Annotated in this window: 24 protein-coding genes and 3 pseudogenes; 10 read left to right on the top strand and 17 right to left on the bottom strand. The window is 40.1% G+C overall.

The window, feature by feature from the left end:
- Positions 1-44 precede the first annotated feature (44 nt).
- Both L2764_RS11370 and L2764_RS11365 read right to left on the bottom strand, forming a co-directional pair.
- Positions 45-3,122, bottom strand: a complete 3,078-nt coding sequence (locus tag L2764_RS11370) for an efflux RND transporter permease subunit (protein ID WP_248940331.1) — start codon at positions 3,120-3,122, stop codon at positions 45-47.
- The gene (locus L2764_RS11365) at positions 3,115-4,227 is read right to left on the bottom strand and encodes an efflux RND transporter periplasmic adaptor subunit (RefSeq protein WP_248940330.1); all 1,113 of its coding nucleotides are present in this window, start codon (positions 4,225-4,227) and stop codon (positions 3,115-3,117) included. Before L2764_RS11365 ends, L2764_RS11370 begins: the two co-directional genes overlap by 8 nt.
- A 185-nt stretch (positions 4,228-4,412) precedes the next feature.
- Here L2764_RS11365 and L2764_RS11360 point away from each other — a divergent pair, with 185 nt between their 5' ends.
- Together L2764_RS11360 and L2764_RS11355 are read left to right on the top strand one after the other, a co-directional pair.
- Positions 4,413-5,051 (top strand): TetR/AcrR family transcriptional regulator, encoded by a 639-nt coding sequence (locus L2764_RS11360; protein ID WP_248940329.1) that lies wholly within the window; start codon positions 4,413-4,415, stop codon positions 5,049-5,051.
- Positions 5,052-5,236: 185 nt separating this feature from the next.
- Positions 5,237-6,121 (top strand): DUF6268 family outer membrane beta-barrel protein, encoded by an 885-nt coding sequence (locus tag L2764_RS11355; RefSeq protein ID WP_248940328.1) that lies wholly within the window; start codon positions 5,237-5,239, stop codon positions 6,119-6,121.
- Positions 6,122-6,207: 86 nt separating this feature from the next.
- Here the strand turns inward: L2764_RS11355 and L2764_RS11350 are convergent, their stop codons facing one another.
- The 3 genes from L2764_RS11350 to L2764_RS11340 all read right to left on the bottom strand — a co-directional run bounded on the left by L2764_RS11350 (position 6,208) and on the right by L2764_RS11340 (position 8,761).
- Complete coding sequence (locus tag L2764_RS11350; RefSeq protein WP_248940327.1) at positions 6,208-6,765, bottom strand: chalcone isomerase family protein; 558 nt, start codon at positions 6,763-6,765, stop codon at positions 6,208-6,210.
- A gap of 29 nt (positions 6,766-6,794) precedes the next feature.
- Positions 6,795-7,274, bottom strand: coding sequence for a DUF2947 domain-containing protein (locus L2764_RS11345; protein WP_248940346.1), 480 nt, complete (start codon positions 7,272-7,274; stop codon positions 6,795-6,797).
- Between the two features lie 164 nt (positions 7,275-7,438).
- Entirely contained in the window at positions 7,439-8,761 is a 1,323-nt protein-coding gene (locus L2764_RS11340) for a GntP family permease (protein WP_248940326.1), read from the bottom strand.
- Between the two features lie 132 nt (positions 8,762-8,893).
- Here L2764_RS11340 and L2764_RS11335 point away from each other — a divergent pair.
- Positions 8,894-9,166: pseudogene (locus L2764_RS11335) on the top strand (IS4-like element ISPpr2 family transposase); the annotation flags it as partial.
- A 192-nt stretch (positions 9,167-9,358) separates the two neighbouring features.
- On the opposite strand, the gene L2764_RS11330 reads toward L2764_RS11335, so the two are convergent.
- Positions 9,359-10,348 carry a hypothetical protein gene (locus L2764_RS11330; protein WP_248940325.1) on the bottom strand — a complete coding sequence of 330 codons (990 nt, stop codon included), beginning with the start codon at positions 10,346-10,348 and terminating at the stop codon, positions 9,359-9,361.
- A gap of 391 nt (positions 10,349-10,739) precedes the next feature.
- Positions 10,740-11,777: a hypothetical protein gene (locus tag L2764_RS11325; RefSeq protein ID WP_248940324.1), complete on the bottom strand. Its 1,038-nt coding sequence runs from the start codon at positions 11,775-11,777 to the stop codon at positions 10,740-10,742.
- A gap of 412 nt (positions 11,778-12,189) precedes the next feature.
- Here L2764_RS11325 and L2764_RS11320 point away from each other — a divergent pair, with 412 nt between their 5' ends.
- Entirely contained in the window at positions 12,190-12,537 is a 348-nt protein-coding gene (locus tag L2764_RS11320) for a hypothetical protein (RefSeq protein WP_248940323.1), read from the top strand.
- A gap of 146 nt (positions 12,538-12,683) precedes the next feature.
- On the opposite strand, the gene L2764_RS11315 is transcribed toward L2764_RS11320, so the two are convergent.
- Both L2764_RS11315 and L2764_RS11310 read right to left on the bottom strand, forming a co-directional pair.
- Positions 12,684-13,766, bottom strand: a complete 1,083-nt coding sequence (locus tag L2764_RS11315; protein WP_512701017.1) for a metallophosphoesterase family protein — start codon at positions 13,764-13,766, stop codon at positions 12,684-12,686.
- Positions 13,767-13,892: 126 nt separating this feature from the next.
- A complete protein-coding gene (locus L2764_RS11310) occupies positions 13,893-14,243 on the bottom strand; it encodes a hypothetical protein (RefSeq protein ID WP_248940322.1) in 351 nt (116 codons plus the stop codon).
- A 228-nt stretch (positions 14,244-14,471) separates the two neighbouring features.
- Between L2764_RS11310 and L2764_RS11305 the strand changes: the two genes are divergently transcribed.
- Positions 14,472-15,029, top strand: a complete 558-nt coding sequence (locus tag L2764_RS11305) for a hypothetical protein (protein ID WP_248940321.1) — start codon at positions 14,472-14,474, stop codon at positions 15,027-15,029.
- A 31-nt stretch (positions 15,030-15,060) separates the two neighbouring features.
- Here the strand turns inward: L2764_RS11305 and L2764_RS11300 are convergent, their stop codons facing one another.
- The 3 genes and pseudogenes from L2764_RS11300 to L2764_RS11290 all read right to left on the bottom strand — a co-directional run bounded on the left by L2764_RS11300 (position 15,061) and on the right by L2764_RS11290 (position 16,485).
- The gene (locus L2764_RS11300; RefSeq protein WP_248940320.1) at positions 15,061-15,498 is read right to left on the bottom strand and encodes a CatA-like O-acetyltransferase; all 438 of its coding nucleotides are present in this window, start codon (positions 15,496-15,498) and stop codon (positions 15,061-15,063) included.
- A gap of 198 nt (positions 15,499-15,696) precedes the next feature.
- Positions 15,697-15,906 (bottom strand): annotated as a pseudogene (locus L2764_RS11295) (DUF2726 domain-containing protein); the annotation flags it as partial.
- A gap of 180 nt (positions 15,907-16,086) precedes the next feature.
- Complete coding sequence (locus L2764_RS11290) at positions 16,087-16,485, bottom strand: DUF4019 domain-containing protein (protein ID WP_248940319.1); 399 nt, start codon at positions 16,483-16,485, stop codon at positions 16,087-16,089.
- 230 nt (positions 16,486-16,715) lie between these two features.
- Here L2764_RS11290 and L2764_RS11285 point away from each other — a divergent pair, with 230 nt between their 5' ends.
- Positions 16,716-17,267: a TlpA family protein disulfide reductase gene (locus L2764_RS11285; protein WP_248940318.1), complete on the top strand. Its 552-nt coding sequence runs from the start codon at positions 16,716-16,718 to the stop codon at positions 17,265-17,267.
- Positions 17,268-17,278: 11 nt separating this feature from the next.
- On the opposite strand, the gene L2764_RS11280 is transcribed toward L2764_RS11285, so the two are convergent.
- Complete coding sequence (locus L2764_RS11280) at positions 17,279-18,193, bottom strand: aminotransferase-like domain-containing protein (protein ID WP_248940317.1); 915 nt, start codon at positions 18,191-18,193, stop codon at positions 17,279-17,281.
- Positions 18,135-18,707, bottom strand: a complete 573-nt coding sequence (locus L2764_RS11275) for an aminotransferase-like domain-containing protein (protein ID WP_248940316.1) — start codon at positions 18,705-18,707, stop codon at positions 18,135-18,137. Before L2764_RS11275 ends, L2764_RS11280 begins: the two co-directional genes overlap by 59 nt.
- Positions 18,708-18,898: 191 nt before the next feature.
- Here L2764_RS11275 and L2764_RS11270 point away from each other — a divergent pair, with 191 nt between their 5' ends.
- The 3 genes and pseudogenes from L2764_RS11270 to L2764_RS11255 all read left to right on the top strand — a co-directional run bounded on the left by L2764_RS11270 (position 18,899) and on the right by L2764_RS11255 (position 21,195).
- Complete coding sequence (locus L2764_RS11270; protein WP_248940315.1) at positions 18,899-19,411, top strand: GNAT family N-acetyltransferase; 513 nt, start codon at positions 18,899-18,901, stop codon at positions 19,409-19,411.
- A gap of 169 nt (positions 19,412-19,580) precedes the next feature.
- Positions 19,581-20,098 (top strand): annotated as a pseudogene (locus L2764_RS28230) (GNAT family N-acetyltransferase).
- Between the two features lie 335 nt (positions 20,099-20,433).
- Positions 20,434-21,195: a YdcF family protein gene (locus L2764_RS11255; protein WP_248940312.1), complete on the top strand. Its 762-nt coding sequence runs from the start codon at positions 20,434-20,436 to the stop codon at positions 21,193-21,195.
- Positions 21,196-21,318: 123 nt separating this feature from the next.
- On the opposite strand, the gene L2764_RS11250 is transcribed toward L2764_RS11255, so the two are convergent.
- Together L2764_RS11250 and L2764_RS11245 are read right to left on the bottom strand one after the other, a co-directional pair.
- Positions 21,319-22,368, bottom strand: a complete 1,050-nt coding sequence (locus tag L2764_RS11250; RefSeq protein ID WP_248940311.1) for a cellulase family glycosylhydrolase — start codon at positions 22,366-22,368, stop codon at positions 21,319-21,321.
- A gap of 14 nt (positions 22,369-22,382) precedes the next feature.
- A complete protein-coding gene (locus tag L2764_RS11245) occupies positions 22,383-24,047 on the bottom strand; it encodes a carbohydrate porin (RefSeq protein WP_248940310.1) in 1,665 nt (554 codons plus the stop codon).
- A 364-nt stretch (positions 24,048-24,411) separates the two neighbouring features.
- Between L2764_RS11245 and L2764_RS11240 the strand changes: the two genes are divergently transcribed.
- Positions 24,412-24,567 (top strand): hypothetical protein, encoded by a 156-nt coding sequence (locus tag L2764_RS11240; protein ID WP_248940309.1) that lies wholly within the window; start codon positions 24,412-24,414, stop codon positions 24,565-24,567.
- A 191-nt stretch (positions 24,568-24,758) separates the two neighbouring features.
- On the opposite strand, the gene L2764_RS11235 is transcribed toward L2764_RS11240, so the two are convergent.
- Positions 24,759-25,238 (bottom strand): hypothetical protein, encoded by a 480-nt coding sequence (locus L2764_RS11235; RefSeq protein ID WP_248940308.1) that lies wholly within the window; start codon positions 25,236-25,238, stop codon positions 24,759-24,761.
- Positions 25,239-25,353 lie beyond the last annotated feature (115 nt).

The following is a 25,353-nucleotide window of genomic DNA, read 5'->3' as shown; positions in this document are numbered from 1 at the left end:
AAAGCCTCGTGTTAACGAGGCTTTTTTTGCGCTATGATTTCGTATTAATTGACGTCATGAGCAAACTCATTATGCGTTGTCATTGTTCTGGGCCTCATGATGAGTTTATACATGGTGGGCACCCAGATGAGTGACAGTAAGGTTGCGAGTAAGGTTCCGCCAGCAATGGCAATGGCAAACGGTGGCCAAAATCCACCGCCAGCGATGATGAGCGGTAAGAAGCCGCCTATGGTGGTAATGGTGGTTGAGCCTATATGGCGACCACAGCTACTGACCAGCCGAACGATCGTGCTGATATCGCCCTGGCGTGAGAGAGGCTCGACCTCAAGCTCTGCAATAATCACAATGGCGGCATTAATGGCCAGCCCCATTAAGCCTAGGAGACCAATAATCACGGTAAAACCAAAAGGGTAACCAAAGGCATAAACCGATAGTAAACCTAAACCTGCCGATTGTATTGCGCTTAATAAGATGATCCCTGTTAATCGAAATGAATTAAAAGATAATACGATGGTGGCTAATAATAAGGTGATCACCAGTAGGACATTGGATAAGAGATTACCGACCGCTTCGTCACGTTTGGCACTTTCTCCTCCCAATTCCATTCGATAACCCATGGGTAATTTGAGGGCATCGAGTTTGGCTTTAGTGTTATCGAGTACCGTTTGGGGCAACACGCCATTAGTTATGTAGGCTTCAATAGTGTTGACTCTTTGTCCATCTCTTCGGGGAATGGCGCCGCGACTGACTTTTATTTCACTGCTGGATAGGGCTGAGAGAGGGATCCCCGTTGCAGTATTAGACACTAAATTCAGTTCAGCGATTTTCATTTGTTCTTGCTGTTGACTGTCGTTTAATCGAACGCGAACGGGTAAAGATTCTGTTTGTTCTAGAATGCTACCGCCATTTAATCCTGTGGTCGCCATTTGAATCTGGTTGGCGATATTGGTTAAGTTAAGGCCACTCATTAAGCTGGCATCTTCATCAATTTGTAACCACAACTTAGGCGAGCCGGCGCTGAGTGTCGCACGAGTGTGGGTGACATTGGCCGTTTCACTAAAGATGAGTCTCACTTGATCGCCTAAGGTTTTTAATTGATCGAGATTCGGCCCAAATAGCCTAAGTTCAACAGGGGCGTTAAATGGCGGCCCTTGTTCTAATTTTCTGACTAGAATTTGAGCTTGAGGATAGTCCCCATCAAGGGAGGCTTGCAATATAGGGATCAGGGTGTTGGCGGTTTTTAGATCACTGACCTTGACCATCGCTTGTGCATAGTTGCTGGCACCTTGCTGGCGTTGCATCATATTGTAATAAAAAGAAGGGCTATTGCTACCTACCATCCAATCGATACGCGTGATGTCTTTATGTTGCCTCAGATTGACATCCATTTTTTCGATTAAATGACGGGTATGTTCTAAACTGGCATGGGAAGCCAAATAGACCTCGATATGAAACATGTCTCGATCCGATGGCGGGAAAAACTGCTCTGTCATTTTCCCCATGGCGATAAAGCCCAATAGTGGTAGCAGACCGATTAACAGGGCCGTTCGCTTTGGGTAAGAAAGGGCGAAGGTTAAGCATTGAGTAAAGGCGTGGCTCACTTTAGGGAGTTCAATGCCATGATGATACCAGCGATGACCGTGTGATTGGCTGCCGAAGCGGCCTGCAAGCCCTGCAATAATGGTATGAGAAATAATAAAGGAGCCTAATAAGGCAAATATCACTGAGATAGCAATGCCGCCGACAAACTCCCCAGCAGGTCCGGGCATCAGTACGATAGGGGCAAAAGCGAGCATCGTGGTGAGGGTGGATCCCGCTAGAGGTAACCATAAGTGCTGCAATGTTCCGCTCACGGCGTTAAATCGACTCATGCCTTGCTGGCGGCGCTGTGCGATGGCATCGACGATAACAATCGCATTATCAACCATGATCCCAAGTGCCACGACTAAACCTGTAACAGACATTTGATGGATAGGTAATCCAATGAACTTCATGCAAGAAAGGGTGAATAAAGCCGTTAGCGGTAGCGATACGGCGACAATGATGGCATTCCTTAGTCCTAAGGTCAGCATTAATACCACGAGAATGATAATAAAGCCTAAGAGTAGATTTTCCACTAAGCCTCCTAAGCGCTCCGTAGTGTAACCTTCTTGATCAAATAACCATTCAATTTTGACGTTAGTGGGGATGCTGGTTTGATATTCATCGACGACTTGGCGTACATTGTGCAGCCAAGTGTCAACACTGGTGTCATCAAGCATACGTGCTGCCACCATGATCCCTTGTGTTTGCTCGAGTAAGGCAACGCTGGTTTCAGGTGTTTTTGCTTGGCGTCTAATATCGGCGATATCCCCGAGACGAATAATTTGTCCATGAGCATCAATTTTTAAGGGGACTTGTCTTATTCTATTCAGAGAGTCTAGTTCGCCAGACACCTCCACTAAGGCTTTAAAATGAATATTATTAATTTCACCCGCGGAGACTTTAGGATCGGCATTTTGTAAAATAGTGGCGATGGAAGCGGGAGTGAGTTGCAATTGATTGACTTTATTTGCATCTAGAATCACTAAAACTTCTTCGATTGGTTCACCGTATAGCTTCACAAAATCCGTGCCTGATAATACTCTAAGGCGACTTTCGAGTTCTTTTGCATAGCGATTTAATACATCAATACGAATAGGCGAGTTTCCTTGCCAAGACAGTCCTAAAATGGCTGTGTTTGCATAGCCCATTTGATCATCCAGAGTGGTGTTTTGTGCTTCCTTTGGCAGTAAATAGGTTGAATCGGCAATGAAATCTCGCGCTCGAGACCATATCGGTGCGGTATCAATGACATCATCTTTTAGTTCAAGCTGAATAACGGAAATGCCGGGTCTCGAGGTTGAGTAGATGAGTTTTAACTCTTTTATGCGGCGTAATTGATTTTCTAGTACTTGGGTAACGAGTGCTTCGACTCGTTCTGAAGAAGCACCGGGATAATGGGTAATAACTGATGAAAATCGGTTGGTAATAATAGGATCTTCCATACGCGGTAGGCTAGAGATCGCCCCGAGTCCGGCAACGATGATTAGGGCTATCATTAGGCTGAGTAAACGGCCGTTTTCAACGATGGCTTTAATCATTGTTTTTCACCAATTTTTTAATGATATTGACTTTTTGACCCGCAACCAGTTTGTGAGAGCCTTGATCAATGTAAAGCTGGCTATCGGAGATAGGACCTTGTATATAAGCCTGATCTTGATTGCTGTATAAAATATCGATATCTCGGCGCTCTACATTAAAGCTCTTGTCGGCTCTGGGCGTGAGCACATAAATATTCCAAAGACCCCTTATGCCGTCGGTGAGTGCGCTAATAGGTACCCAGTACCCGAGCATTTCAACATCTTTTATATGAGTGAAATAAGCGATTTCACCATTAATGACTTGGCTGTCTTGTGGCAAAGTGAACCTCAACTCTACCGTTCGCGTTATCGGGTTGAGTTCGGCAGAGATCCCTTTAATTTTAGCGAGGTAATTATGGTTAGCTATGCGGATATTGGCTTGTTTATTAATGGTTAATGATTTAGCAATATCAGAGGGAACACCAATATAAGCTTGTGGGCTATTGGATTGCACTAAGGTGTAAATGGGAGTGCCTGTCGATGTGACTTCACCGATATAGTGATGCCTTTGACTAATGATGCCGTTAAATGGGGCGATGATATTGGATTTTTCTATTTTTAACTGATTGGCAGCATAAGCGGCTTTTAATTGGGTTCGGGCAGCCATTAGCCGATTAACTTGACCTTTAAGTTCATCTATTTTTTGTTCGGAAATATAATTTTTTTGCTTTAAAGAGAGGCTACGTTTAAGGGTGCTGTTGGCTAAGTCTAGTTCGGCTTGATTCTGTGTGAGGTTGGCTTTGAGCTCGTTTTTTTCTGTGTGTAATAATTGCGTATCGAGTTTGGCCAATAATTGTCCCATTTTTACTTTATCGCCAATATCGACATTTAATTGGTTTATTTTACCTGAAAGTTCAAAGCCGATTGCGGTGGTATTACTGGATCTCACGACACCTGAAAATTGTTGCGTTTGTTGATAAGAAGGTGCGGTAATAAATGAGCGCGTACTCACCGTTTGATATTGCGCTGTTGATGGGGCCGCTGTTTTTTGGCAAGCGCTTAATAAACCTAAGCAGCTTAATCCTATTATGACAATGACTGACTTGGTGAGTGGTGTAATATCCATTTATTGATCCCAATATCGCGTTATTATTTTTTAAGTGTTATGTTGTTTTTTTGTTGTTATACGGGTGTAGTTTAAGCATGAAAAACTAGACTGTCTAGTCTTGTTTTTGTGATTATGGACTACGCAGTCTATTTTATGATTTAATAACTGCTATTAACATTTCTTCTCTTGAGAGTGACTCACTGATGGCATCGACTTCATTGCAAAGTCAAAACCTCACTAAACGTGAGCAAAAGCACGCCAGTATTTTAGCGGCTGCGAACGTATTATTTTGTGAACAGGGCTTCCCTCATACCAGCATGGATGAAATTGCTAAAAAAGCCGGCGTATCGAAACAAACGCTTTATTCCCATTTTGGCTGTAAGAACACCTTGTTTGCTGCATCAATATCAGCGAAAGCCGATAGCTATCAGCTCAATAGTGATGTGTTTTCTGATCCTGATGAGCCCGAGAAAACGTTAACGTATTTTGCCGAACAATTTGGGCGACTCATGGTGAGTGAAGAGGCGTTAGCGATTTACCAAACTTGTGTGACTCATGCCGATAGACACCCTGAAATTGCGCAGGTTTTCTTTGAAAATGGGCCTGAATGTATATTATCTTTGCTTAGCGATTATCTTAAAAAAGTGGCAGAAAAAGGGGACTATCAATTTGATGTTCCTCGTCACTGCGCGGTACGTTTGTGTTTAATGTTGTTTGGTGAAATGCGCTTAAAATTAGATTTAGGCATCAATGTTGACGATTTAGTGGTGAGTCGAGATAGGTATATTCAATCGAGTGTCGACATGTTTCTTCGGGCGTATCGAATAAGAGGCCATGAATAGTTATGTTTATAAGATAGAGTGGTTTGAGTATATTCAATGGTCTTATCCTGTTATCTTTAGGTTAATCGGCTAGATTTATGAGGAAGGATAATGGGTATTTTACGAGCCGGATACATTAGTCGAGAATATTAGACATATTTAATTATTAAGATTAATAAATAAATATCATATGTTTAGGGAGAAACATGAACTATCATTCTGTGGTTAAACTGCCACTCATTTCAACGTTGTTATTTTCCTCATATGTTGAGGCTAAACCTCCTGCTGATTTTGCTCCATTTACCTTTAGTGTTTCTAGAGTCACTATTGGTAATGCCGATGTCGGCAATGATGGCAATGAATTACAACGCGATCAGTGGCTCACTAACTTTAAAGCTAAGATGCCAGTATCGAAAAAATGGATTTTGGGGCTAGATTTAGGTTATGACCAATTAGATTATGATTGGAAGAGTCCTTCAGGGCAAGAAACGGACTATGCTTGGGATGATATTCACCGATTTAGGGCGGGGGTTTCGGTGGTGTATCGCCCCGATGAGCATTGGATCTTTATGCTATCGCCACGACTTCAATATGCTTATGCCGATACGGCCACGGCAAGTGAAGCACAAAGTTACGGGGTGGTGGTTTCAGCGATACATCGTTTTTCATCTGGGCATTTATTTGGCGTAGGTGTGGCTTATTTAAATGATATTGATGAGGTCCGAACCGTACCTTATTTGGCTTTTCGATGGCAAATCAATGATGCTTGGTATTTATCGAATCCTTTTTCTGTCGGCTTTAGTGGCCCTGGTGGCATTGAGTTAAGTTATTTAGCGACTCCTGATTGGGAATTTGGTTTGGGTGTGTCTAAGCGTACTAGTCGTTTTTTGATTGCTGATAATGAAAATACGGCTGAAATCGATGAGTGGGTGAGCCATTTACGGGCGAGCTGGAAATGGACGCCAAAGATCACAATATCAGCATTTGCTGGATATTTTTTTAGTGGTGAACTTGAGCTCAACCCAGAGGACACAAATGAAACGATTGAAAATCAAGGTGGAGCAGCACTAGAAGCGAGGTTTAGTTTTTAGAGGGGAGAATTAATAGGGAATAAGCGACAGTGATAATGAGAGGCGCGACACTTACGCCTCTTTATTGAACCTATATCAAGCTGGTATTAGTTATCGAGTAAATCGTTTTTTAAGCTTGATTGCACCGGATCATCACCCAACCAAATATTCAACAATGCTTGCCGAAAAGTATCATTGTTGATAGTTACTTTGACGCTACCATTTTTAGACGCAGTGACACCTGCAGTTGGGCTGGTATCAAAAGTGAATTGATCACCTTCAGAAATTTTATCTGAAAAAACAGCGGTGAATTGATCTATTTGAGTCTGGATAGCCCCGATATCCCCACCCGTTGCAGTATTAAAACCTTCTTCGATAGCCTTCTTCATTTTTTCTGCAGTGATCATACTTGAAGTGATATTCAGTTTGATAACAGCACGAGATGCACTTAATACATTGGCAGTGTCATGGGTTTTATTGGGTAAATAGAGACTGGCGACATAAAGATCGAAAAACATCTTACTTCGCTCACCTGCGCCATTGAGGATCAGTGTTTGATTATCGAGCGTGAGTGTATCAGCCAGTTTGACGTCTGATACTTCTTTTGCTTGTGCGCTTGATAAAAAACAGACACACAAGAAGAGTAGGGCGGACAATCGTTTCATATAGAGCCTCATAAAAGGTAGGTTAGTCGTTAGCCTCTGTGTCCAACTTGATATTGACCATTTTGATGAAACAAAACTGCCTGTTTCTGTTTTGGAGATATCAACAAAGGGCCGTCATCAAAGAATAAAAAACATTTCCAATTTCGTACGAATACTTCCCAAGTCGTTTCAATTACTTGGTATTTATCATAACAAAAATAAACTATAGCATTGTCGGGCCAATCGATAAAGTGTGTCAGTAGTTCAGGTAATTCAGCGGCTTCACTGTCCCAAGCACTTTGCCAATGATCCATATTTTTCCAAGCATCTTGTTTTGCGGCCCAATCCCCGTTATCAAATTGTTCACTGCGGCTACTTTTATTGCTGATCCATTTATTCCAAACAAGCATGGCACTTTTTTGGGTTAGGGGATGGATATGACCTTTATCTTTTTCGCTCACAGGAAGATCTTTATGATTAAAAATCCATTTACGTGGGTATTGTTCTAATGGAATGTAAGTGTGGGACAATCTAGCCTCTCTAATAACGCTCATTGAGCGTAAATCGTATCGTCACAATATGTTGATGACTGAATGATGCTTGCTTTAATGACACAATGATTATTTGATACAGATGAAATATCACTGCAAGTATCTTCCACGGGTATATGTCCCGTATTATAAAGCGTTATGTATTACATGCCTAACATAAATAAGATGATGGCTAATATGGCGCCAAAAAAGGGAATAATCACCGTTAAAGCGCCAAGGGGAAGATAAGCGGTTTGGTGGGTTTCGCCACAAATGACCCTAATGGTGGTAATGACGTAGCCATTATGGGGTAAAGAATCAAGTCCGCCAGAGGTGATTGCGATGACTCGGTGCAGTGCATTTGGGTCGACTCCAGCTTCTAGGTAATGGGGGGCGATTAACGGCAAGGCAATGGCTTGGCCTCCCGATGCGGAACCTGTTAAAGCGACAATGACACTAATGGCAATAGCGGCACTAATGAGGCCATTACCGGGCAAAGCGGTCATTTGTATCAAGGTATGATTAAACGCTGGAGTGAGCTTAGCTATGCTACCAAATCCGACGACTGCGCAAGTATTGGCAATGGCAATCAATGCACTGTAAGTCGCAATAGACAGTGCGCTGCCTAAGTGTTCGAATCGTTTCCAATACAGTATGACGGCACTTATTACGCCAATCAATAAGGCGATGATTAAAGAGGAACGGCCAAAATTGAGGATGACACTGCAATAAAAAGAGCTGCCGAGTACGAGCACTAATGGAATAAAGCCTAAAAAAGGTGGGGGTAATAAGTGTGATGACGTTGGTGTGGGATCACCTTCGCGCTCATCATAATGTTCGCCGTTTGCGACTGCACGTTTTATCATCACATGAAATAACCACATGCCAGCAGATGCCATAAAAAGAGCCACCACAAGACTCACATGCCAGCCAGCAAACTGATTGGTTCCTAAATATTGCATGGGTTGGAAATTTTGAATTTCGACAGAGCCTGCTGAGGTCATAGTGAAAGTAATGGAGCCAAATGCTAAAGCGGCTGGGACAAATCGCCTCGGTAAGTTGGCATCTTTAAACAAACTTAATGCCATCGGGAAGACTGAAAAAGCGACCACAAAAACACTGACACCGCCATAAGTTAAAATGGCGCAAGTGATCACGACTGCAAAGGGGGCATGTTTTGATCCGAATGTGCGCATAATCCAATGCGCTAAGCTATCGGCTGCGCCACTGACCTCCATCACTTTGCCGAACATCGCACCCAGTAAAAAAACAATAAACCAATTTTGTAAGAAAGAGGCAAAACCCGTCATGTAGCTAACGGTGAAACTGGGTAAATGATCGGCAAGGGGCGGAATAATGGGAATATGACTGGTGAGCGCCAGGATTAGTGCACACAAGGGGGCGGCAATGAGTATATTCATCCCACGCAGAGTGAATATTATGAGTAACACGAGCCCACCGATTAAACCTACCATGCTCAATGTCATGACTTCCCTTCTGAAGTATCACGTTGTGATTGATAAATTAAGATAAAGCAAAAAGGAGGGAATAAGCAATTGTTTTAATCATACCTTTAATTAAGCCCCGTGGATCTTTAGGTCACACGGGTATATGAGTGAACGTTTAAAGAAAGTGCATTAAATACCAGCGAAGCTCATGCCCAATTTTTAGGTGAGTTGGCGTCGATTTTACCTGAAGGTTGTCAACCCATCATTATGGCAGATGCCATTTTTCGCGTTCCTTGGTTTTACATTGTGGAAAAGAAAGATTGGTACTGGATTAATCGTGTGAGAGGAAGAGTCTCTTTATCTCAAGATAAGGATAATTGGGCAACGGCTTATCAATGGTTTGCTCAAGCTAAAGTCGGAAAAGTACTGCCACTTCAAACATTACAGGCAAATACAATTTAGCATAGGGCTGTGTTGTCGGTAATTTATATCGGTCGGGAAGTGATAGAAAATGAGCGGTACGAAGTCACCTTAGAATAATATAGTTATGTGCTTTACAACTTGGCTCACTTCACAATCAGTATTAATTGTTTATGAGCCAGAAAAAAGTGGCGATCCCTCAGGCTTGGGTATCAATTAGTTGTCAGTATTAACTTTTAAGAGATGATTATACAAAAAGTCATTATTTTCAGATTTATGAGTTTCAGTAAAGTAACCATTTCCTGTCGACGTTATCGAAGGTTGTAGACCCAAATCATAATTTAGGTTTTTAATGCGATGCACTTTTCCAAGATTATCCACTTTAAGTAAAGTGCTATAGAGGTGATCATACGAGGCAGATTTGTGAACTTCAAGCGCATAACCATTAGCGTCACTTGCAATTGCTGGAGTAACACCGTAGTCATAGAATGTATTGCTGATTTGCTTGACGTCATTATGCTCGTTAATGTGGAATACATTTGCATACAGCATGTCATAGCTTGAGGATTTATGAACTTCAAGAAAATAACCATTTCCGACAGAGGTAATATCCGGTTGGCTCCCATAGTCATAGAAGAAGTTTTTAACAATGGCTAAGTTACCGTGGGTATCAGCTTTTAAAATATTGGCATAAAGTGTACTGAAATTTTCTGATTGATGGACTTCTAGGAAATGTCCATTTCCCATTGAGGTGATTTTAGGATTTGTGCCACTGTCATAACTCATGTTATTAATGATATTGAAATCACCATTGTCATTAATTTGGATGATACTAGCGTAAAGTCGGTTAAAATATTCAGACTTATGTACTTCGATGAAATAACCGTTACCCATAGATGCTATAGCAGGTTGAACGCCATAATCGTATGATGTCTGTTTGACTGATTCAACTTTTCCATCAAGATCTATTTTTAGTATGTTGGCATGTAAAGAGCGATAGTTTTCAGACTGATGAACTTCAAGAATATATTGACCACCTGCTGAAGCGGCATTGGAGTTAAGGCCCTTATCATAGGGTATTTTAAACGATGAACTTAGTGGTTCAATCGTTGATGCTTGGCTAATGGCTGATAAGGTTAATAAGATCGAAGTCGTAATTAAAGTCCGCTTCTTTAGTCGGAATAAGTTGCGTAAAAGTATTTTCATGAGTGCTCTCAATTTAAATTCAGTAAGTCATCACTTACCTTGTTAATAGGAATGATATTAAATTTCGAGTATTATAAGGCTATAATAATATTAGTGTTATTGTACTTTAGTCTTCACGAATATATTAGTGGATACAGTAGGGTGAGCATGTTAATGGTGAAATAACCAGTTGAGTAATGGTTGTTTTTTTAGCTTTTTTTGAGTGAAGATTAGTCAGGGTTAAAGTGCTAGGTTTTTACTTAAATAAAATATTGCTGTTTTTCTTGATTAAAGCGCTATCGATATTGTCAGGTTCAAAAACTGCCGATTTGCCATAAAATATCAGCAGCCTTTAGACCTCATGTTCTTTTGATGTGAAAGCCGTTTATTCCTTAACCTGAATTCGGGTTCCTTACATATTGGTTTTAACTGCATATTCATATTCTTTCGCACTTTTTAGTGCACATTGACCGAGTAATTGAGTTAACGTTTCATCATACCAGTCCATGTCAGCTTGCTTTGTCAACAAACGATCGAATTGACCAAAGAAGGCAAAATGCAAATGGGTATATAAGGCTAATGTACGATTATAGAGATAGAGCTCGGGGTTACTTTTAACGTTATTGACTTGTGGGATCAGGAGTTTAACCATGAGAAAAGGAAAATGGCCTAAATGAGAGACAAACGCCATATTCCAAAGACTATACAGATCAGCCCACGATTTGGAGTGAGGCATAGTGAGTAAAATGCCCTTTTCATCTTGACTAAAGCGGGCGGGTTTAACGCCGGGTAAGTGAAAGGCAAGGACGGTACCGGCTTTAGCATTATCAAATCGATGCGCACTTAAATCTTCAGCCACCGCTTCGAAGATATTCATGGGGAGATCCAAACGGGCATAATCCTGCGGCACGGAACCTGAATGGTGAAATTGAATATAATCATTCATCGGTTTTTCAATAGAAGCGAGTTTCATGCTTTCGAAGGTACTGAGTTGGGATTCAATACCATACTGTTGTCGTAGTGGGACCCATATTTTCATTAAAATGTTGATTAAGGACCAGTGTTGATACATAGCGTGAGTTAAACGTTGTTGAACTAAAGCGTAGCCGATGACGGAGGGAATGATTTGACGGGCATTGTGAGCCGACTTTTCTTTTAATTGCGTAAAATGGGTGTGCTCGGCCATGTTAAAAAAGTCGACTAGATAGGGGTTGTCCAATATATGAGTTTTCATCTCATCGAGTAAATCAATGGCGCTTTGGCTATTGATATCAGATGGCAGTAATTGCTGTGACAGTTCAGATAATTCAGGAGAGGCCCAATTTAAGTCATTATCAATTAAGCGCAACGTTTGATAATGACTAAGCATGATTTTATAGAGGTCGGAGTCATCTAGCTGAGTGGCGCTCGCCTTTAACATAGTGACGAGATTATTAATAAACTGAGTCATTTCACTTATTCTCCATGTTTAATGATATGCCAAATGGCTTATTTTTATCTTTTAAAATGCGCACATTAATTTAGAGTTTTATGTCATTGTGGCGCTTTCACTTATTATTGGATACTCATAAGAGTCTATCTTTGGGAGGAAAGACTGGCAATGTCGATGTTGTTATTTTGAACATAAATGAGCTGGCGCTCACAAGGTAAGGTTAAATTGTGAGAGAAAGTGGATTCTATCGCGAGTCTTGCCTCTTTAGCTCTAAAAAGTTGCTTAGTATTTTATATTCACCCTACGAGTCGTTGTCAATGCTTATTGTAAATATTGTTTATTGTGAACATATCTCAGGTTAACACCCGATGCCTATACAAAAGTATAAAGAGTAAATTTATGTCAGTTTTTAATCAACAGGTATGTCTATATGAAAAAATGTATTATTGTTAGTGCATTAACTTTAGCGTCAATAATGTCAACATCTGCTTTTGCTGTAACGAATGAACAATTAGATGCTATTGTCCAGCAGCAAACAGATTACAATACTGCTAATAGTGAACTTATTTCATTAAAGCAAGCTTGTAGTTTAATTGTTGATGAAGATCAAGTTCAGTTAAAACAATACTATATAAACAATAATCCGTTAGAGACGTGTCCAACAACGGATTATATGCTGTTTAAAGCCTGTACTACTCGTAATGCTGAGAATATCCAAACAAGAAATGAGTTTGATGTGAAATCGAGTATTACTGCTGAGGATTGCAGTGCGCTTTAGTTGTTAGTGATAAAGAGAACGGCAAGTTTTGCCGTTCTGGTTGTGTATCCGAGTGGACTCTGTCTGTTGATTTTTTATCGAATAAGAAGGGCTGGTTTTATAGAAAATGGAAGCTAAGTGGATACTCGACTTATCCTCTTATTTAATCATAGGCCATTCAATTCAGGCGCATTCAATGATTGTTCATTCACGTCATAACTATAGATAATGTCACCATTTTTTAAGTTGTCAGTTTCATCTTCGGGTAACACAGAAGAAACATAGTCTACTGTAACGTTATCCGGTGAGACGATCACATTGAGGTGACCTGATGGCGGCAAAATAACGCTCAGGTTAGGATCATATTTAGCATTGGGTAATGCAATAGAGTCGGGGGCATAATAATGCGCGTATTTAAGCCAGCTATCTTCACTGTTATCTGCGGGACTAGGTAGACTTTGATAGATGACACCATCGACGATTTCCTTCGAATAAACGTGGTCATGCCCTTGAAAGAAGATAGTGACATTGTTTTTAACCATTAATTGATGGATGGGGAGATCCCAGTTGGGGCGATATTCACTGAACTCATAATTTTTACCATTTTTATCATAGCCTCCCCATTCTGCACTGTGGACTATAGTGGCCGCTCCGCGCCCTCGACCATTAACATGATGTGCAAAAACAAATTTATATTTGGCGGTACTGTTAGCTAAGGTTTTTTTTAGCCATTGGTATTGCTCATCACCCATGGTAATCGCCCAAGGATCACTCTCTTTTTTATATAAAGGAGGAATGCCTGAATCGACAACGACCGGTGAATGCCAGTAGGGGTCGATAGTGACAAATAAAGCATTTCCCCATTGCCAAGCATAATAATCTCTCAAAAAGCCAATATTTTCTAATTGAGTTTTATCACCTGAATAAAAATCATTAGGGGCGGGTAAAGAATAATAATAATTACGTGCATTTGTAGCATATATAGGAGCATTAGCTAAATCAGAGTAATTTTCGTCATAATCAAAATTACCATCATAAATATAACGAGCGGCTTGCTCATGGTGACCATTCACTAGATATAATGCAGTGTTATTCATGGCACCTTTGAGATACTCTCGCTGAGCGGCATAAATGTCATTGACGTTATCTTGATTAATCGTATTGCTGGAAATTAAATCTTCAATACTGAAATCATCCCCAAGCATAAAAAATAGGTCGGGTTGATTTGCCGCAACATTATCAATGTTCAATTGATATAGCGCTTCATTATATAAAGATTTAGGCCTATCAGGGTGTGAATCGCCTTGTACCCCAAAGCTGAAGGTTTGATCAATGCTACGCTGGGTATGAAAACTATGTTGATTGCCGTAGTGTATTTATTGTCCATCGGCTTGTTGGATTATGCGGTAATAATATCGCGTATTATTGGTTAAAGAAGAGAGTTCAATTTCAACAGGTTTCGCCGTTGTCGCGGTGATCTGTGAGGTATGATTAAATAAATTATCGGGATCGATACCGTATTCGCAATAAATGAGGCTATTTTCTTCGACTAACAAATTAACCGTAATGCTTGAGTCAGTTGCTTGTCCTAATATAATATCTTCATTAACTGTGCTCTGTAATGTTGTATCATTAATTATCTCAGTGAGTATATTAGTGTTATTTTTGGTGAGTATATTCAATGTTTCTTGATATGGATCATGCTGCTTTGCATTTGCGTGGTTCATCAATAAGCCAGAAAATAAGCTTAAAACTAATATGTTGATATAATGCATTAATTACCTTGTTTGTAGTTATTTAGTCTAGTAGTAGGGGATTGTTATTAGTGTATACTAAAGTAGATATGTTTTTATATTACAACTTTGTAAATGTTGATTGTTTTATATTCGATTGTTAATAATGCTGCTTGAAAGGAAAATCATAGAGATGAAGGTTTTCTGTGAAGTCGATTATTTATGTCTATGCTTATTTTATCTTTATTTTTATGGGCAATAGAAAACAAAATGAAAAGTAGTTTATCGATTTTATTTTTAGCGTCGTTAATGGCTGCGTTTCCGATAATAGGATGTTCAAATCTTAGTTCTTCAGTCCCTGATACATCGTTTCGTTTAATGCTAAGTGCTCATACCACAATACATAACCCCAGCTATTTTTATTGTGTGATTGCTCCTCAGCCTAGTTTTGAACAAGGAGGGCATCCCACTTTGCCGCAGTGGACGCCACCGATATTATTCACGCCAGTGTCTTTAATGAATTATGCACAAAATGTGCAAGGTTTTACTGGGCTGGGTAAGCTGGCTACCACAGCAGATTATATTAATAGTCATTATTTCAAATCCTACCATGATCCTGATTTTGATCAGTATTCTCAGTACAGTATTTCTGCCGGTTTTATTGATGCCTTTGTGCTTTGGCCAGGCTATGCTATTGAATGTGCGACGTTTAATGCAAGTGATATTAACAGCCATGGGGAATATGATGGTCGAGTGTTAGCTGGCAGTGATTATAACTAATTTGAGCGGTATATTGATGAGGTATTTGATGCTATAGGCGAATGGCTAGTGAATTAATCTTCGCTTCTAGTGCTGCCTTATATTGATATAAATGAATGGCATCGAGGAAGCAATGATTTACCTCCATATGTAAAGACATGATTAAGCGCTCGTCTTGTTGCTGATATTGCCCCCAAGCAATAAAAGGGATCCCAGTCTCGCATGTATCTTGTTGTACCGGCTTTACCTGTATGCAGGTAAAGTCACCCCATGGGTAACAGCTAATATTTAAAATATCATGGCGATGGATAAAGTCTGCGATAGGAAGGTACTTTTTTTGTTTCTGCGATTGCTGTCGGCAAAAGGTGACTAATTGAGTGACATCTAAAGGCTGAGTTAAGCTGAGGCGAACGGAACCAACACTACTGGTGAAAAATTTAAAATGTGATTTGCGCTTCCACGTTTCGATGTCGATGTTTTTTTGCTTCATGGGGGGATAATCCTGCAATGGTCAGTTTTCATTCTTCGTTTCATTATAGCGTTAATAAGAATGCGGCGTTGAGAAGTAAAATAGAGAGAGGCTGGTTTTTACTAGAAGATGGAATAGCGAGAAGAACCATCTTAACATGACAGATCTTTCCTAAATGAAACTCATATTTTAATGTCACTGGGATATCGATAGCCGGATTCATGTTTTAATTGCGGACTTAATATCGTGAATGATCTCCTGAATGCTATAGCCTCTTTTAGCCTTAAAGCGGATTAAGGGCAAAGCCGCTGAGATGCATGCTCGGTTAACAAATTCATCCCGAGCTTGCACTTTTTTACGCTGGTGGCTTTTATCGTCGAGTTCAATAACCGCAACGACTTGCAGTGTGTTTTTATCACATAAAACATAATCAAAATGTGAGTATACCTAAGCCAGTTGAATATACGAGTTTCAGAGTCGATCAAATTGTTCAAATTAAGGCGCATTATTGAAGGAATGTAGATACCTTTCAGGTGTTGGGTTTCAAATAAGGCAAGCTTCTAAATGAAGCTTGCCTTATCATCTGGAACGAGAAACTTCATAGATTTCTTATTTAATAAAATAGCCGACAGTGAGCCATTGACCACTTTTTTTACTCAAGGTTAATATTTCAGTCGATGCGGCTTTATTTTGAAAGCGGGTTTGGTATTGCAGTACTACATATTCGCCATCAGGGGCACCAGGAAGTGAAGAAAAATTACCAGCACTAAATTCAGAGCGAGAAATGACTTCACCCAGTGGTGCTCGAATACCTTGTAGTGTTTCTACCCAGCGCTGTTGTGATAATTGAGTTTTAAAGAGTGAACCGGCTTTTTGCCAACTTTCAGCGTAGGCGCCTGTATCGATGATGGTGAGCCATTGCTTTGCGGGTTCCGATCCCGTTGATTGTTGAGACCAAGCAAAAGGCGAGAGCAATACGAGCAGAGCAGCTATTAGATTTTTTGTCATAGTAAACTCCTTTTTAATATCCTTACACCCAAGAGGTTTGAGGATATGATGTAACAATTAACATAAATTCCTTTTTTTGCTCTATTAAAGTATCAAGTTAAAAATGGCTTAGCAAGTGTGTTTGTTATTGGCTTGCTGATTATTTTTCATGGTAGGGTTAAAGCATAATTTTTAAGAATAATAAACGTTAAAAACGAGTAGGTTTAAAGATCACGAGAAAGGATATCGGTATGAGAAAAATGAAATTGACTCACTCTATAAGTGTATTGGTCGTGGCGCTATCTATAACAGCGTGCAGTCATTCAACGGGGCAATTAACAACTGCAACACATCCCGCCCCCGCGCCAATAGAGGCAAAGTATCAAACTTATGTGGAAGTTGGGCAACGTGTGCCCGTGATGCAATTGACAGATATTCAGGGTCGACAAATAAACTTAGCCCAATCTAAACATAAGAAGTTACTGATATTGTTTGCCACTTGGTGCCCTGACTCCCAACGTGCAATGAAGGCGCTGGTTCAATCGGATCTTATCAATGCTGCGAATATCGATATTATTGGCATTGGACGTGAGGAGACGGTTTTATCATTGAGCCAGTTTGCTGAAGAGTATCATTTACCCTTCTCTTTAGTGGCTGATAAAGATAAAAGCCTTTATCGTCAGTTTGCTAATGCTGGGATCCCGCGATTTATTTTATTAGATGAAAATAATAAGATAGTCAAAACCTTACTTTTAGAAGATGAAGCCAAAGAAGGAGAGTTATTAGCGCCTATTCAATGGTGATCATTTAATGTTTAACGCGTTTGAGTATATGCTAAAACCAGCTCCCCAAGGCGCTTGATCCCAGCTGTCATTTGCGCATTCCAAGGCAGAGCGAAGGTGAGCCTAAAATAATTATCATAATCTTGATTGAAGGAAAACATGGCGCCGGGTGCGATAGAAAGCTGGGCTGAAATCGCTATCTCCCATAAGGTTTCGCTGCTTAAATTATCGGGTAACTTGATCCATAAACAAGGCCCGCCTTCCACTTGGTTGTAATAAAAATCACTGCTTTTTATTTGATTAAAAGACGGTAACAGTAAATCTAAGGCCGAGGTATAACAGGTTTTTAAACGGCTATGCAATTGGCGCATTAATGGGTCATATTGTTTCGATTGCATCAACTCAATCATCATATATTGTAAGTTAATACTTGGCTCTTCAGTGATGAGCTGCTTGGAAAATAAACAAGACTCTAAGGTATTAGTGCATATTAAGTAACCTAGGGCAATGGTGTGTGAGACGGTGTCATAAAAATCAATAATGGTGATAATACGGCAGGTAGAATCTTGTTTGACTAAACTGGCGATACTGCAGGGTCTATTGCCACCAAAGTGGAGTTCACCTCTGTCGTATTCAATAATGGTGACATCATGGCTTTCAGCCCACAGAATTAAGGCCTGTTTCTCATTATTTGAAAGAACTCTACCTGTGGGATCGCCAAAGTTAGGATTGATTAAATAGGTATTAAAGGGCTGTGATTGATGGGCTTTTGAGAGTAACTCAAGCTCATCTTGATAATGATTTTGGATGGGGATTTCGATAATATCCGCATTAAATTGCTTCAAAATAGACTGAAAGTAGAAAGAGATAGGAGATTCAATCGCAATGTTACCACTTAAGGCTTGAGTGGCGATCAGGGAGATGAGTAAACACTCTATTACGGCCATTAGTGATCAGGATCTGTTCGGCTTTAAACACTTGTTGTGATTTAAGTAAATGACGCGTAATTTCATGCCTAAGCGCATATAAACCTTCAATGGGATCTTGCATTAATAGTCGATAAGGTCGATGTTTTAAGGCTTTTTTATGCAGTCGATTGAGTAGCAGTTCATTGTCAATAACACTGCTTGGAGCAGTACAAGATAAGGGTAAAATGTTGGGATCGTTAAAGGAGAATTGTACCGCTCTGTCTAAGCTGAGATCGGCTTTAATATAGTGTATCTTTTTGCCGTAATTAGGTCGAGGAATGCTCTTTTTACCGATGACAAAATAGCCGACTTTAGCTTGCGCTTCAATCCATCCGAGTTTTTCGAGTTCATAATAGGCTTGCACAACCGTTGATACCCCAACGCCTTGTTTTTTTGCCAACAGCCTGACCGATTGCAGTTTACCCGTTAACTTTTTTTGTTCAATTTTTTCAATAATATCATTAACAATAAGACGGTATTTAAACTCGGGCATAATCATTACCTTCTAGAATACAGTTCGATGGACAATGGGGGCGTTAGCATATGGATCTGTATTGGGTTTTATTGTACCCAACTGTATATGTTTTGCTTTATTAATACTATATAAGATAAAACCCAATACAGATAAACAGTCAGTGTTGTCATTTTGCTGTACTGGAATTAGGCATAAAAGGACGTAATACAATGAAAATAATCACCCAAACTCCCAGATTGATTATTCGAGAGTTCGATCTTGATGATGTGCAAGCCGTGTATGACTTTAATGCGCCGAAAGAAGTGAATTTATATACGGGCGATGCAGGCATGTGTGAAAGCCTTGAGGATGCCAAAAATATCATTACTGATATTTGGCTTAAAGAGTATCAAACCATCGGCTTTGGTCGCTGGGCGGTAGTACTCAAAGAAACTGGCGATGTCATTGGTTTTTGTGGATTCAAGCAAGAGACTCGTATCGATGAAGTCGATATTGGTTATCGTTTTCATCCTGATTTTTGGGGAAAAGGCTTCGCCACCGAAGCCAATTTAGCCTGTATTGAATATGCAAAACAGCATATGCCACTGGATTTAGTGGTAGGGGACGCGGTCGCGGATAATCAAGCATCCATTAATGTATTACAAAAGTTAGGCATGCACTTTGTGAAAGAACTTCAAGAGAGTGATTGGTTAGTGCATCGTTACTCGATGAATTTAAAGTAAAAAGACAATGGGTAAGCTGACAGACACTGTGGTCAGTTTGAGGAAGGAAGAAAGTAAAGATGGATATGAGCAATAACACTCCGATTTTGAACACGGTCGTTATAGGGGGGCTGATCAAGAAACGGCTATTGGTGAAACGCCCATTTTAGATACGCCTATCCTAGAAAGCATGCGTCTTAGATTAGATGAGACAATTCTTGATGATAGCGATAATATATTTGCGCTTTTCTCTGATCCCAAAGTGACTCAGTTTTATGATTTAGGGGCATTCGACTCTCTGGCTGCTGTACGCGATTTTATTCATCATGATATTTGGAAGCAGCATAATAAGCAGATGTTGAGGTGGGCAATCAGGGGCAAAGTCTCGCTTGACTATTTAGGGGGCTGTGGGGTTAATCATTTTGAACATGATAAGCATGTGGCAGTGATTGGCTATGAGTTATGCCAAGCAGCATGGGCTACGCCACAGAAGCCCTAACGGAAGTGATTGATTTTTTGTTTTCACAAAATAGTATGCACCGAGTGAATCGCATTGAAGCCTATGTCATGCAGGGAAATCTTGCTTCGGAAACCATTCTGAATAAGTTAGGTTTTACGATGGAAGGGATATTGAGAGAGCATAGCTATTGGAAAGGGGAATATCATGATTTATCACTGTATGCTTTATTGAAGAAAGACTGGTTATAAAGGGCTTACGTTTTGAATTTTATTAGTTAATTTTCTCATTTAATTATCCAATGAATATTCTGGTATTTCAACGGTCAATCTACTAAAGAAAAGTAATAATAAAAAGGACCGTTTGATGAAAAAAACAATGGACTCTACTTGTTGTTGGCCCGCATGGGCTTATCCGTTATTGGAAAACAGCCTATCATGACTCATTACTGTATTTTTTACTAAATATTGGTTTTTTATTAAGTATTGGGGGATAGAAAAGAGCCCTAAAAAGGGATATAACGTGGAGGTTATTACACCGACGATGTATATTCAATGATGTCTATTTAAATTGGAAATAGCTTTTCATGAGTTTTATTTTATTTGCCGTTCTCACACTATTGATGTTAGTGGCTTATTTTATCCGCTGGCGCGGTATATTTTATAGTTTACTTTTTATTACGTTAGCACTTTTTTTATTAGTTGGTACAGGGATTATCCCACAATATCTTTTAGATAAATTGCAACAAGATTATCGGCTTAAACCTGAGGTGCAGTGGCAAAAGAATAATGCCATTATTCTACTGGGAGCTGGGACGCAAAAAATACCCTATACCCATCAAATCGAGCCTCCTTTTTTTGCCTATGGCAGGCTCAGCGAAACAGTGATCCAGTATCAGCTTTGTCAGCGCTCAAAACAAGTGTGTAAAGTCATTGTCAGTGGGGGAGATCCCATGAACAATGGTCTGTCAGAAGCGGAGGTTTATAAAGCAACGCTCACGTTATCAGGAGTGGCTGATAACGATATTATCACTGAAGCTAACAGTATGAATACTTGGCAAAATGCTAAGTTTACTCATCGTATTCTAGAGGCGGATCATTTTGATAACTTGGTGCTGATCACCTCTGGTTTTCATCTGCGCCGTAGTGAACTTTATTTCACTCACTTTGGTATTCATGCCATTCCAATTAGAGCGGATTATATGGCGGCAAAAATATCCCCGTTACCGCTTTGGTATAACTTTGCGATAACAGATTTTGCTATCCATGAGTATATCGGGATCGCGAGGTATTTTGTGTATAACGTTATGGGCTGGAATAATGATCCTGTTAAAGGCAATACTCATTAACATTAGCTGCATTTAACTTGTTGAAAGTTAAGGTTGTATTTTGTCTTCGTATAGCTTGTTAAAGAAAGGTTGGCTAAGGGAAGTGGTAAAGCATTAGTCATTAAAAATGCAGCTTTTCTTTGTTTATTTAGCAATGATTGCAGGTATCATTGAGTTTGAATGATTGTCGTTCCAGACCTTTTTACCTAATGGCGTTAAATTGGTGGGGTGTTTGCAATGATTGATGGCACCACCGTGGCCTTTTTCACTGAGGGTGAGATCGTTGTTATCATCGGCCCCCCAATGCCAAACAAAACGACCAATTCCCAATTTTTGGGCCGAATCGAACATGGCATTGGTGGCTTTTAAGGTCGGTGTTGACGCATTTTCTGAGCCGTATTCGGTCACAATTAAGGCCTTATTGGCGTCAAGAATAGCGTGTTGAAAATGATAAAGTTTATTTTGACGGGTATGATTCCACTGCTCATAGACATGTTGGCTGAAAATGAGGTTGTTTAATGGGTCCACATTGGATGAGAGTAACGGATCGCTTTGAGACAATAGGGCACTTTTGTTATTAGAGACAAGGCTACTTGACCAATCACAAGCATCTTGTCCCCAGCACCAACCCTGCACTAATATCGGGTTGATATTGCCCGTTTCTCGAATAGCTTGAATGAGCGTTTTATTCAAATTGAGCCAAGTTGTCGCTTCCGTTATTGGATTGGCGGTTAAACTCTCTGTGGTACCCGGTTCGTTGCTGGTTTCAAACCAAACGTAAGGGTTATCTTTATACCGTAAAGCAAAGTGCGAATAAAGGTGGACTAATTCAGACCAATATCCAGGCCAGTAGCTGCCGATCCCTAGCCCTTTATGTTGGCTATCCATGGCTAAATTAAAGATGACGACAATGTTTTTGTTGGCAAAATCGTTGACGAGTAAATCAAATTCCCATGTGGGGTTATACCAATGATTATCTGGGAAGTGTGCCACTCTAATCGCATTAAAGCCCCAGCAATTGACGATAGCGTGATAGTCTTCATTACGATCGGCGAAGATGTTGACTCCTTTTGCAATAAAAGGGTCCCCTTGAGGATCGATTATCGTGTCATCGATAACCATGAAGGGCAAGCCGATTGCTTTAAAGCTGATTAAGCACAGTAAGGTTATTTCGAGTGAGAATGTTTTTATCATCGTGGTATTAATTTTTACCAAGAAGTGGTGATTTGTACACCAGCGTTAAAGCCAGAAGTATCATCTTCATAGGCATTACCACCAATATCATCGGCCTCATAGTCTTTTGACCAAGTGGCAAAGGTGATATAGCTTCGAAGTTGCGTATTGAGCCCAAGTTGCATAAAAGGATCAATGGTGAACTTGGTTAATGCTCCCTCTCGAATCGATGTTCTCAGTTGATCTGAGCGAACATAATCCATACCTAATTCGAACTGTAGGCCAAAAACGTCGTCGAACATATAAGTGGGCCGCATACCAAAAGAATACCAATGGCGGGTACTGCCATAAGTGGGGTCAATGTTACCATTGCGATCATATTGATAAATTCCCAATGTGATTAACGTCCATTGGGGGCTGATAGGGACGGTAAAGAAGTCCAGCGTTCGAAAACTATAGGCTTCATTTAAATCGTAAATATCAGGGGTAACATTTTCACCTGACAGCGTGAGTTGATCGGTACCCGCTTTAAAGTTGGAAGAGCTGCCTATTCCGTACATGGCTGCAAAAGTATTTTTTCCTCCCAAAAAGTGATCATTAAAATTAAAGAACCCCACCCCAAAACCCGACGCTGCTTTGGTTTGATAGGAGTAGGTATTGCCATTGGTTGAATTATAGGCCAGTTCTGTGCCACCACGGGCATAGGAGGCATTCAGCCAGATCATGCTATGGGTATCTCCCATCTGAATATTATGAATTTGAACATCGAGATTACTTTTAGACAGATTACCATTATTACTGCCTAAGTAGTCGGTTGTTGAATCAGCGGGAATATCAGGTCCTCCAATAAACGCCACATTGAGTTTTGCTGTCTCTCCTAAAGCAATATTTTCAGCCCCTGCCCCTACTCCACTCAGATCAAGAAAGTAGAAATCATTGATGAGCGATTCATCGAGTCGATAAAAACGTTGTCCACCCCACACAGACGCATCGGGATCAGATGTAAACATATTCGCTCCTGAAACAAACGATTCAGCGATATAAATATGATTTACATCCCTTTTATAGGGAGCGGAAGAAGGAGGGGAGTACAGGTAAGCTAAGCGCACTTGAGCTTTCCAATAGGGGTCAATAGGTTGGTCTAATATACTACTGTTATAGCCTAAAATGAGTTCCCCATAGGTTTCTGCTTCATTACCTAACCGATACTTTGTGGGGGCATCGGGGTTTTTAAAAGCTGTCATGACGGTGCTAAGCTTATTTATGCCATAACCAGAACGAAAGTAACCCCCATAAATAAAATGTTCTACTGAGGTTAATTGATCGGCATAAGCCGAAGATTGACTCGCTTCTTGAGTCATATTTTCATCATCTTCTTGATCGCTTTTTACTTGAGTATGTTGTTGATCTGGATGGGCTGTAAAAAGTTTATTTTCTTGATGAGTGCTTGATTGTTGATTATCTTTTTTATCTTGCTTGGTCTGCTGAGATTGAAGTACCACGTTTTTTTCTAACGCATTAAGCTGTTGGGTAATGGTTTCTATTTGTTGTTGATAATTTTTTTGCATTAATGCCATTTGTGTTTTTAATTGTTGCAATTGTTCTTGGGTCGTCAGAGCATTAGTCTCTTGTGCCATGCTCCCTGTTGAAAATAGGATGAAGTTTGCCGTTATCAAGTATTTCCTATACTTTTTTTTCATTGCTATTCCTTTTCTATGCTGTATTAGGCTACATGTGAAATCTAGCCTAATACAGCATAGAAAAGGCACTCATCTTTATTAACTTTTTGTTTTTAATAATAGTGTTAAGTAATTTTTTATATGACTTATTAGTCCGTCAGTTATTTTAAAAGTTTAAGGGGGCAAATCATGATGGTTATTGGTATTACATCAATTTCACAGTGATCCATTCAAGCCTAGTTAACAGATTAAGATTCATCAAATCATGGTTTCTTTTTTAACGTATTACCTAAATTCTTTCATCAGTCCATTACTCGTGGGATCCAAAGCATTTCAATCGCAGGTTGGTTGTTGGTAACAGAGTGTTGAACGCACTAAGTTGACTATGAAAAAACTAAAACAACAGTTCTTAGAGGTTTCCGATGTATTAGTGTTCGGAAACCCTGCTATTATTGAAAAAGGTTACTGGGTCGTCGCACTACTAGTTGAACTTGAAAGGCGAATTCAACTCGCAAGTGCAACACTCGCCTATGCCGCCTGACGTAGCGCTTGCTAAATCCAATGTCAAAATACTCCGTATGTCGGAAGACGTGGATATTAAATTCACCCCTACGGAGGTGTTTCAAGCCCTCAGCAGAGGCAAAAAGAAAACGTCTCGTAAGCTCACGTAATACATGTAGTAAAGTAGACCCTATTACGAACCTACGCCTACCTAGAGTATTCCTTTCTCTTTTAGCCTTTTCTTACTTCATCGAAATTAACGGCAACGTCTTTGGATTCATCAGGAAACGATCCAACTGACTTCCAATGTTGACCAGCATTTTCAAACTTTATGTAAAGGCCACTCTTTTTTTCTGTAACAACTATGGTTGATCTTGTATCTGTTTGACCAACGACAGCTACAGTTGTACAAACATCAGCCATATATTCTACCTCACCATACAAAAAATCTTCGAATGTTGCTGCATAACCTCGTTTTATCGCACCTTTTTTATCACAAATATAGGCACTATTATTATTATGTGCGGTCACTTTATAGACTCGAGTTTTACTCCCTCCTTGTCCAGGAAGTGCGTTTTTCTTAGTAACTTTAACTTCCATATAACGACCTGGACTCACTTCACATCTACCTTCTCCAATAAATACATTTTTTGAGCAGTCCACACGCACCTCATAATCTCCAGGATTATGAATAGATGTCATAATATCCACAAGGGGTAACCGTCCGAGCAAGTACATCTTCAACCGTGTTCATCGATCCCTTATGTTAACCCCTGACTATGATATCAGGAGTTAATATGACTAAGCGTTCTCATGAAGAGTGGGT

Source organism: Shewanella surugensis (assembly GCF_023284005.1).
Classification (GTDB): domain Bacteria; phylum Pseudomonadota; class Gammaproteobacteria; order Enterobacterales; family Shewanellaceae; genus Shewanella; species Shewanella surugensis.
The sequence above is the reverse complement of the archived record's forward strand: the minus strand, read 5'-3'. Positions and strand labels throughout refer to the sequence as shown.

What these genes read in the sequence shown, in the direction of transcription:
- L2764_RS11370 (WP_248940331.1), bottom strand. Translation starts at nt 3,122, where the DNA reads ATGATTAAAGCCATCGTTGAAAACGGCCGTTTACTCAGCCTAATGATA.
- L2764_RS11365 (WP_248940330.1), bottom strand. Translation starts at nt 4,227, where the DNA reads ATGGATATTACACCACTCACCAAGTCAGTCATTGTCATAATAGGATTA.
- L2764_RS11360 (WP_248940329.1), top strand. Translation starts at nt 4,413, where the DNA reads ATGGCATCGACTTCATTGCAAAGTCAAAACCTCACTAAACGTGAGCAA.
- L2764_RS11355 (WP_248940328.1), top strand. Translation starts at nt 5,237, where the DNA reads ATGAACTATCATTCTGTGGTTAAACTGCCACTCATTTCAACGTTGTTA.
- L2764_RS11350 (WP_248940327.1), bottom strand. Translation starts at nt 6,765, where the DNA reads ATGAAACGATTGTCCGCCCTACTCTTCTTGTGTGTCTGTTTTTTATCA.
- L2764_RS11340 (WP_248940326.1), bottom strand. Translation starts at nt 8,761, where the DNA reads ATGACATTGAGCATGGTAGGTTTAATCGGTGGGCTCGTGTTACTCATA.
- L2764_RS11330 (WP_248940325.1), bottom strand. Translation starts at nt 10,348, where the DNA reads ATGAAAATACTTTTACGCAACTTATTCCGACTAAAGAAGCGGACTTTA.
- L2764_RS11325 (WP_248940324.1), bottom strand. Translation starts at nt 11,777, where the DNA reads ATGACTCAGTTTATTAATAATCTCGTCACTATGTTAAAGGCGAGCGCC.
- L2764_RS11320 (WP_248940323.1), top strand. Translation starts at nt 12,190, where the DNA reads ATGAAAAAATGTATTATTGTTAGTGCATTAACTTTAGCGTCAATAATG.
- L2764_RS11310 (WP_248940322.1), bottom strand. Translation starts at nt 14,243, where the DNA reads ATGAACCACGCAAATGCAAAGCAGCATGATCCATATCAAGAAACATTG.
- L2764_RS11305 (WP_248940321.1), top strand. Translation starts at nt 14,472, where the DNA reads ATGTCTATGCTTATTTTATCTTTATTTTTATGGGCAATAGAAAACAAA.
- L2764_RS11300 (WP_248940320.1), bottom strand. Translation starts at nt 15,498, where the DNA reads ATGAAGCAAAAAAACATCGACATCGAAACGTGGAAGCGCAAATCACAT.
- L2764_RS11290 (WP_248940319.1), bottom strand. Translation starts at nt 16,485, where the DNA reads ATGACAAAAAATCTAATAGCTGCTCTGCTCGTATTGCTCTCGCCTTTT.
- L2764_RS11285 (WP_248940318.1), top strand. Translation starts at nt 16,716, where the DNA reads ATGAGAAAAATGAAATTGACTCACTCTATAAGTGTATTGGTCGTGGCG.
- L2764_RS11280 (WP_248940317.1), bottom strand. Translation starts at nt 18,193, where the DNA reads ATGGCCGTAATAGAGTGTTTACTCATCTCCCTGATCGCCACTCAAGCC.
- L2764_RS11275 (WP_248940316.1), bottom strand. Translation starts at nt 18,707, where the DNA reads ATGCCCGAGTTTAAATACCGTCTTATTGTTAATGATATTATTGAAAAA.
- L2764_RS11270 (WP_248940315.1), top strand. Translation starts at nt 18,899, where the DNA reads ATGAAAATAATCACCCAAACTCCCAGATTGATTATTCGAGAGTTCGAT.
- L2764_RS11255 (WP_248940312.1), top strand. Translation starts at nt 20,434, where the DNA reads ATGAGTTTTATTTTATTTGCCGTTCTCACACTATTGATGTTAGTGGCT.
- L2764_RS11250 (WP_248940311.1), bottom strand. Translation starts at nt 22,368, where the DNA reads ATGATAAAAACATTCTCACTCGAAATAACCTTACTGTGCTTAATCAGC.
- L2764_RS11245 (WP_248940310.1), bottom strand. Translation starts at nt 24,047, where the DNA reads ATGAAAAAAAAGTATAGGAAATACTTGATAACGGCAAACTTCATCCTA.
- L2764_RS11240 (WP_248940309.1), top strand. Translation starts at nt 24,412, where the DNA reads ATGAAAAAACTAAAACAACAGTTCTTAGAGGTTTCCGATGTATTAGTG.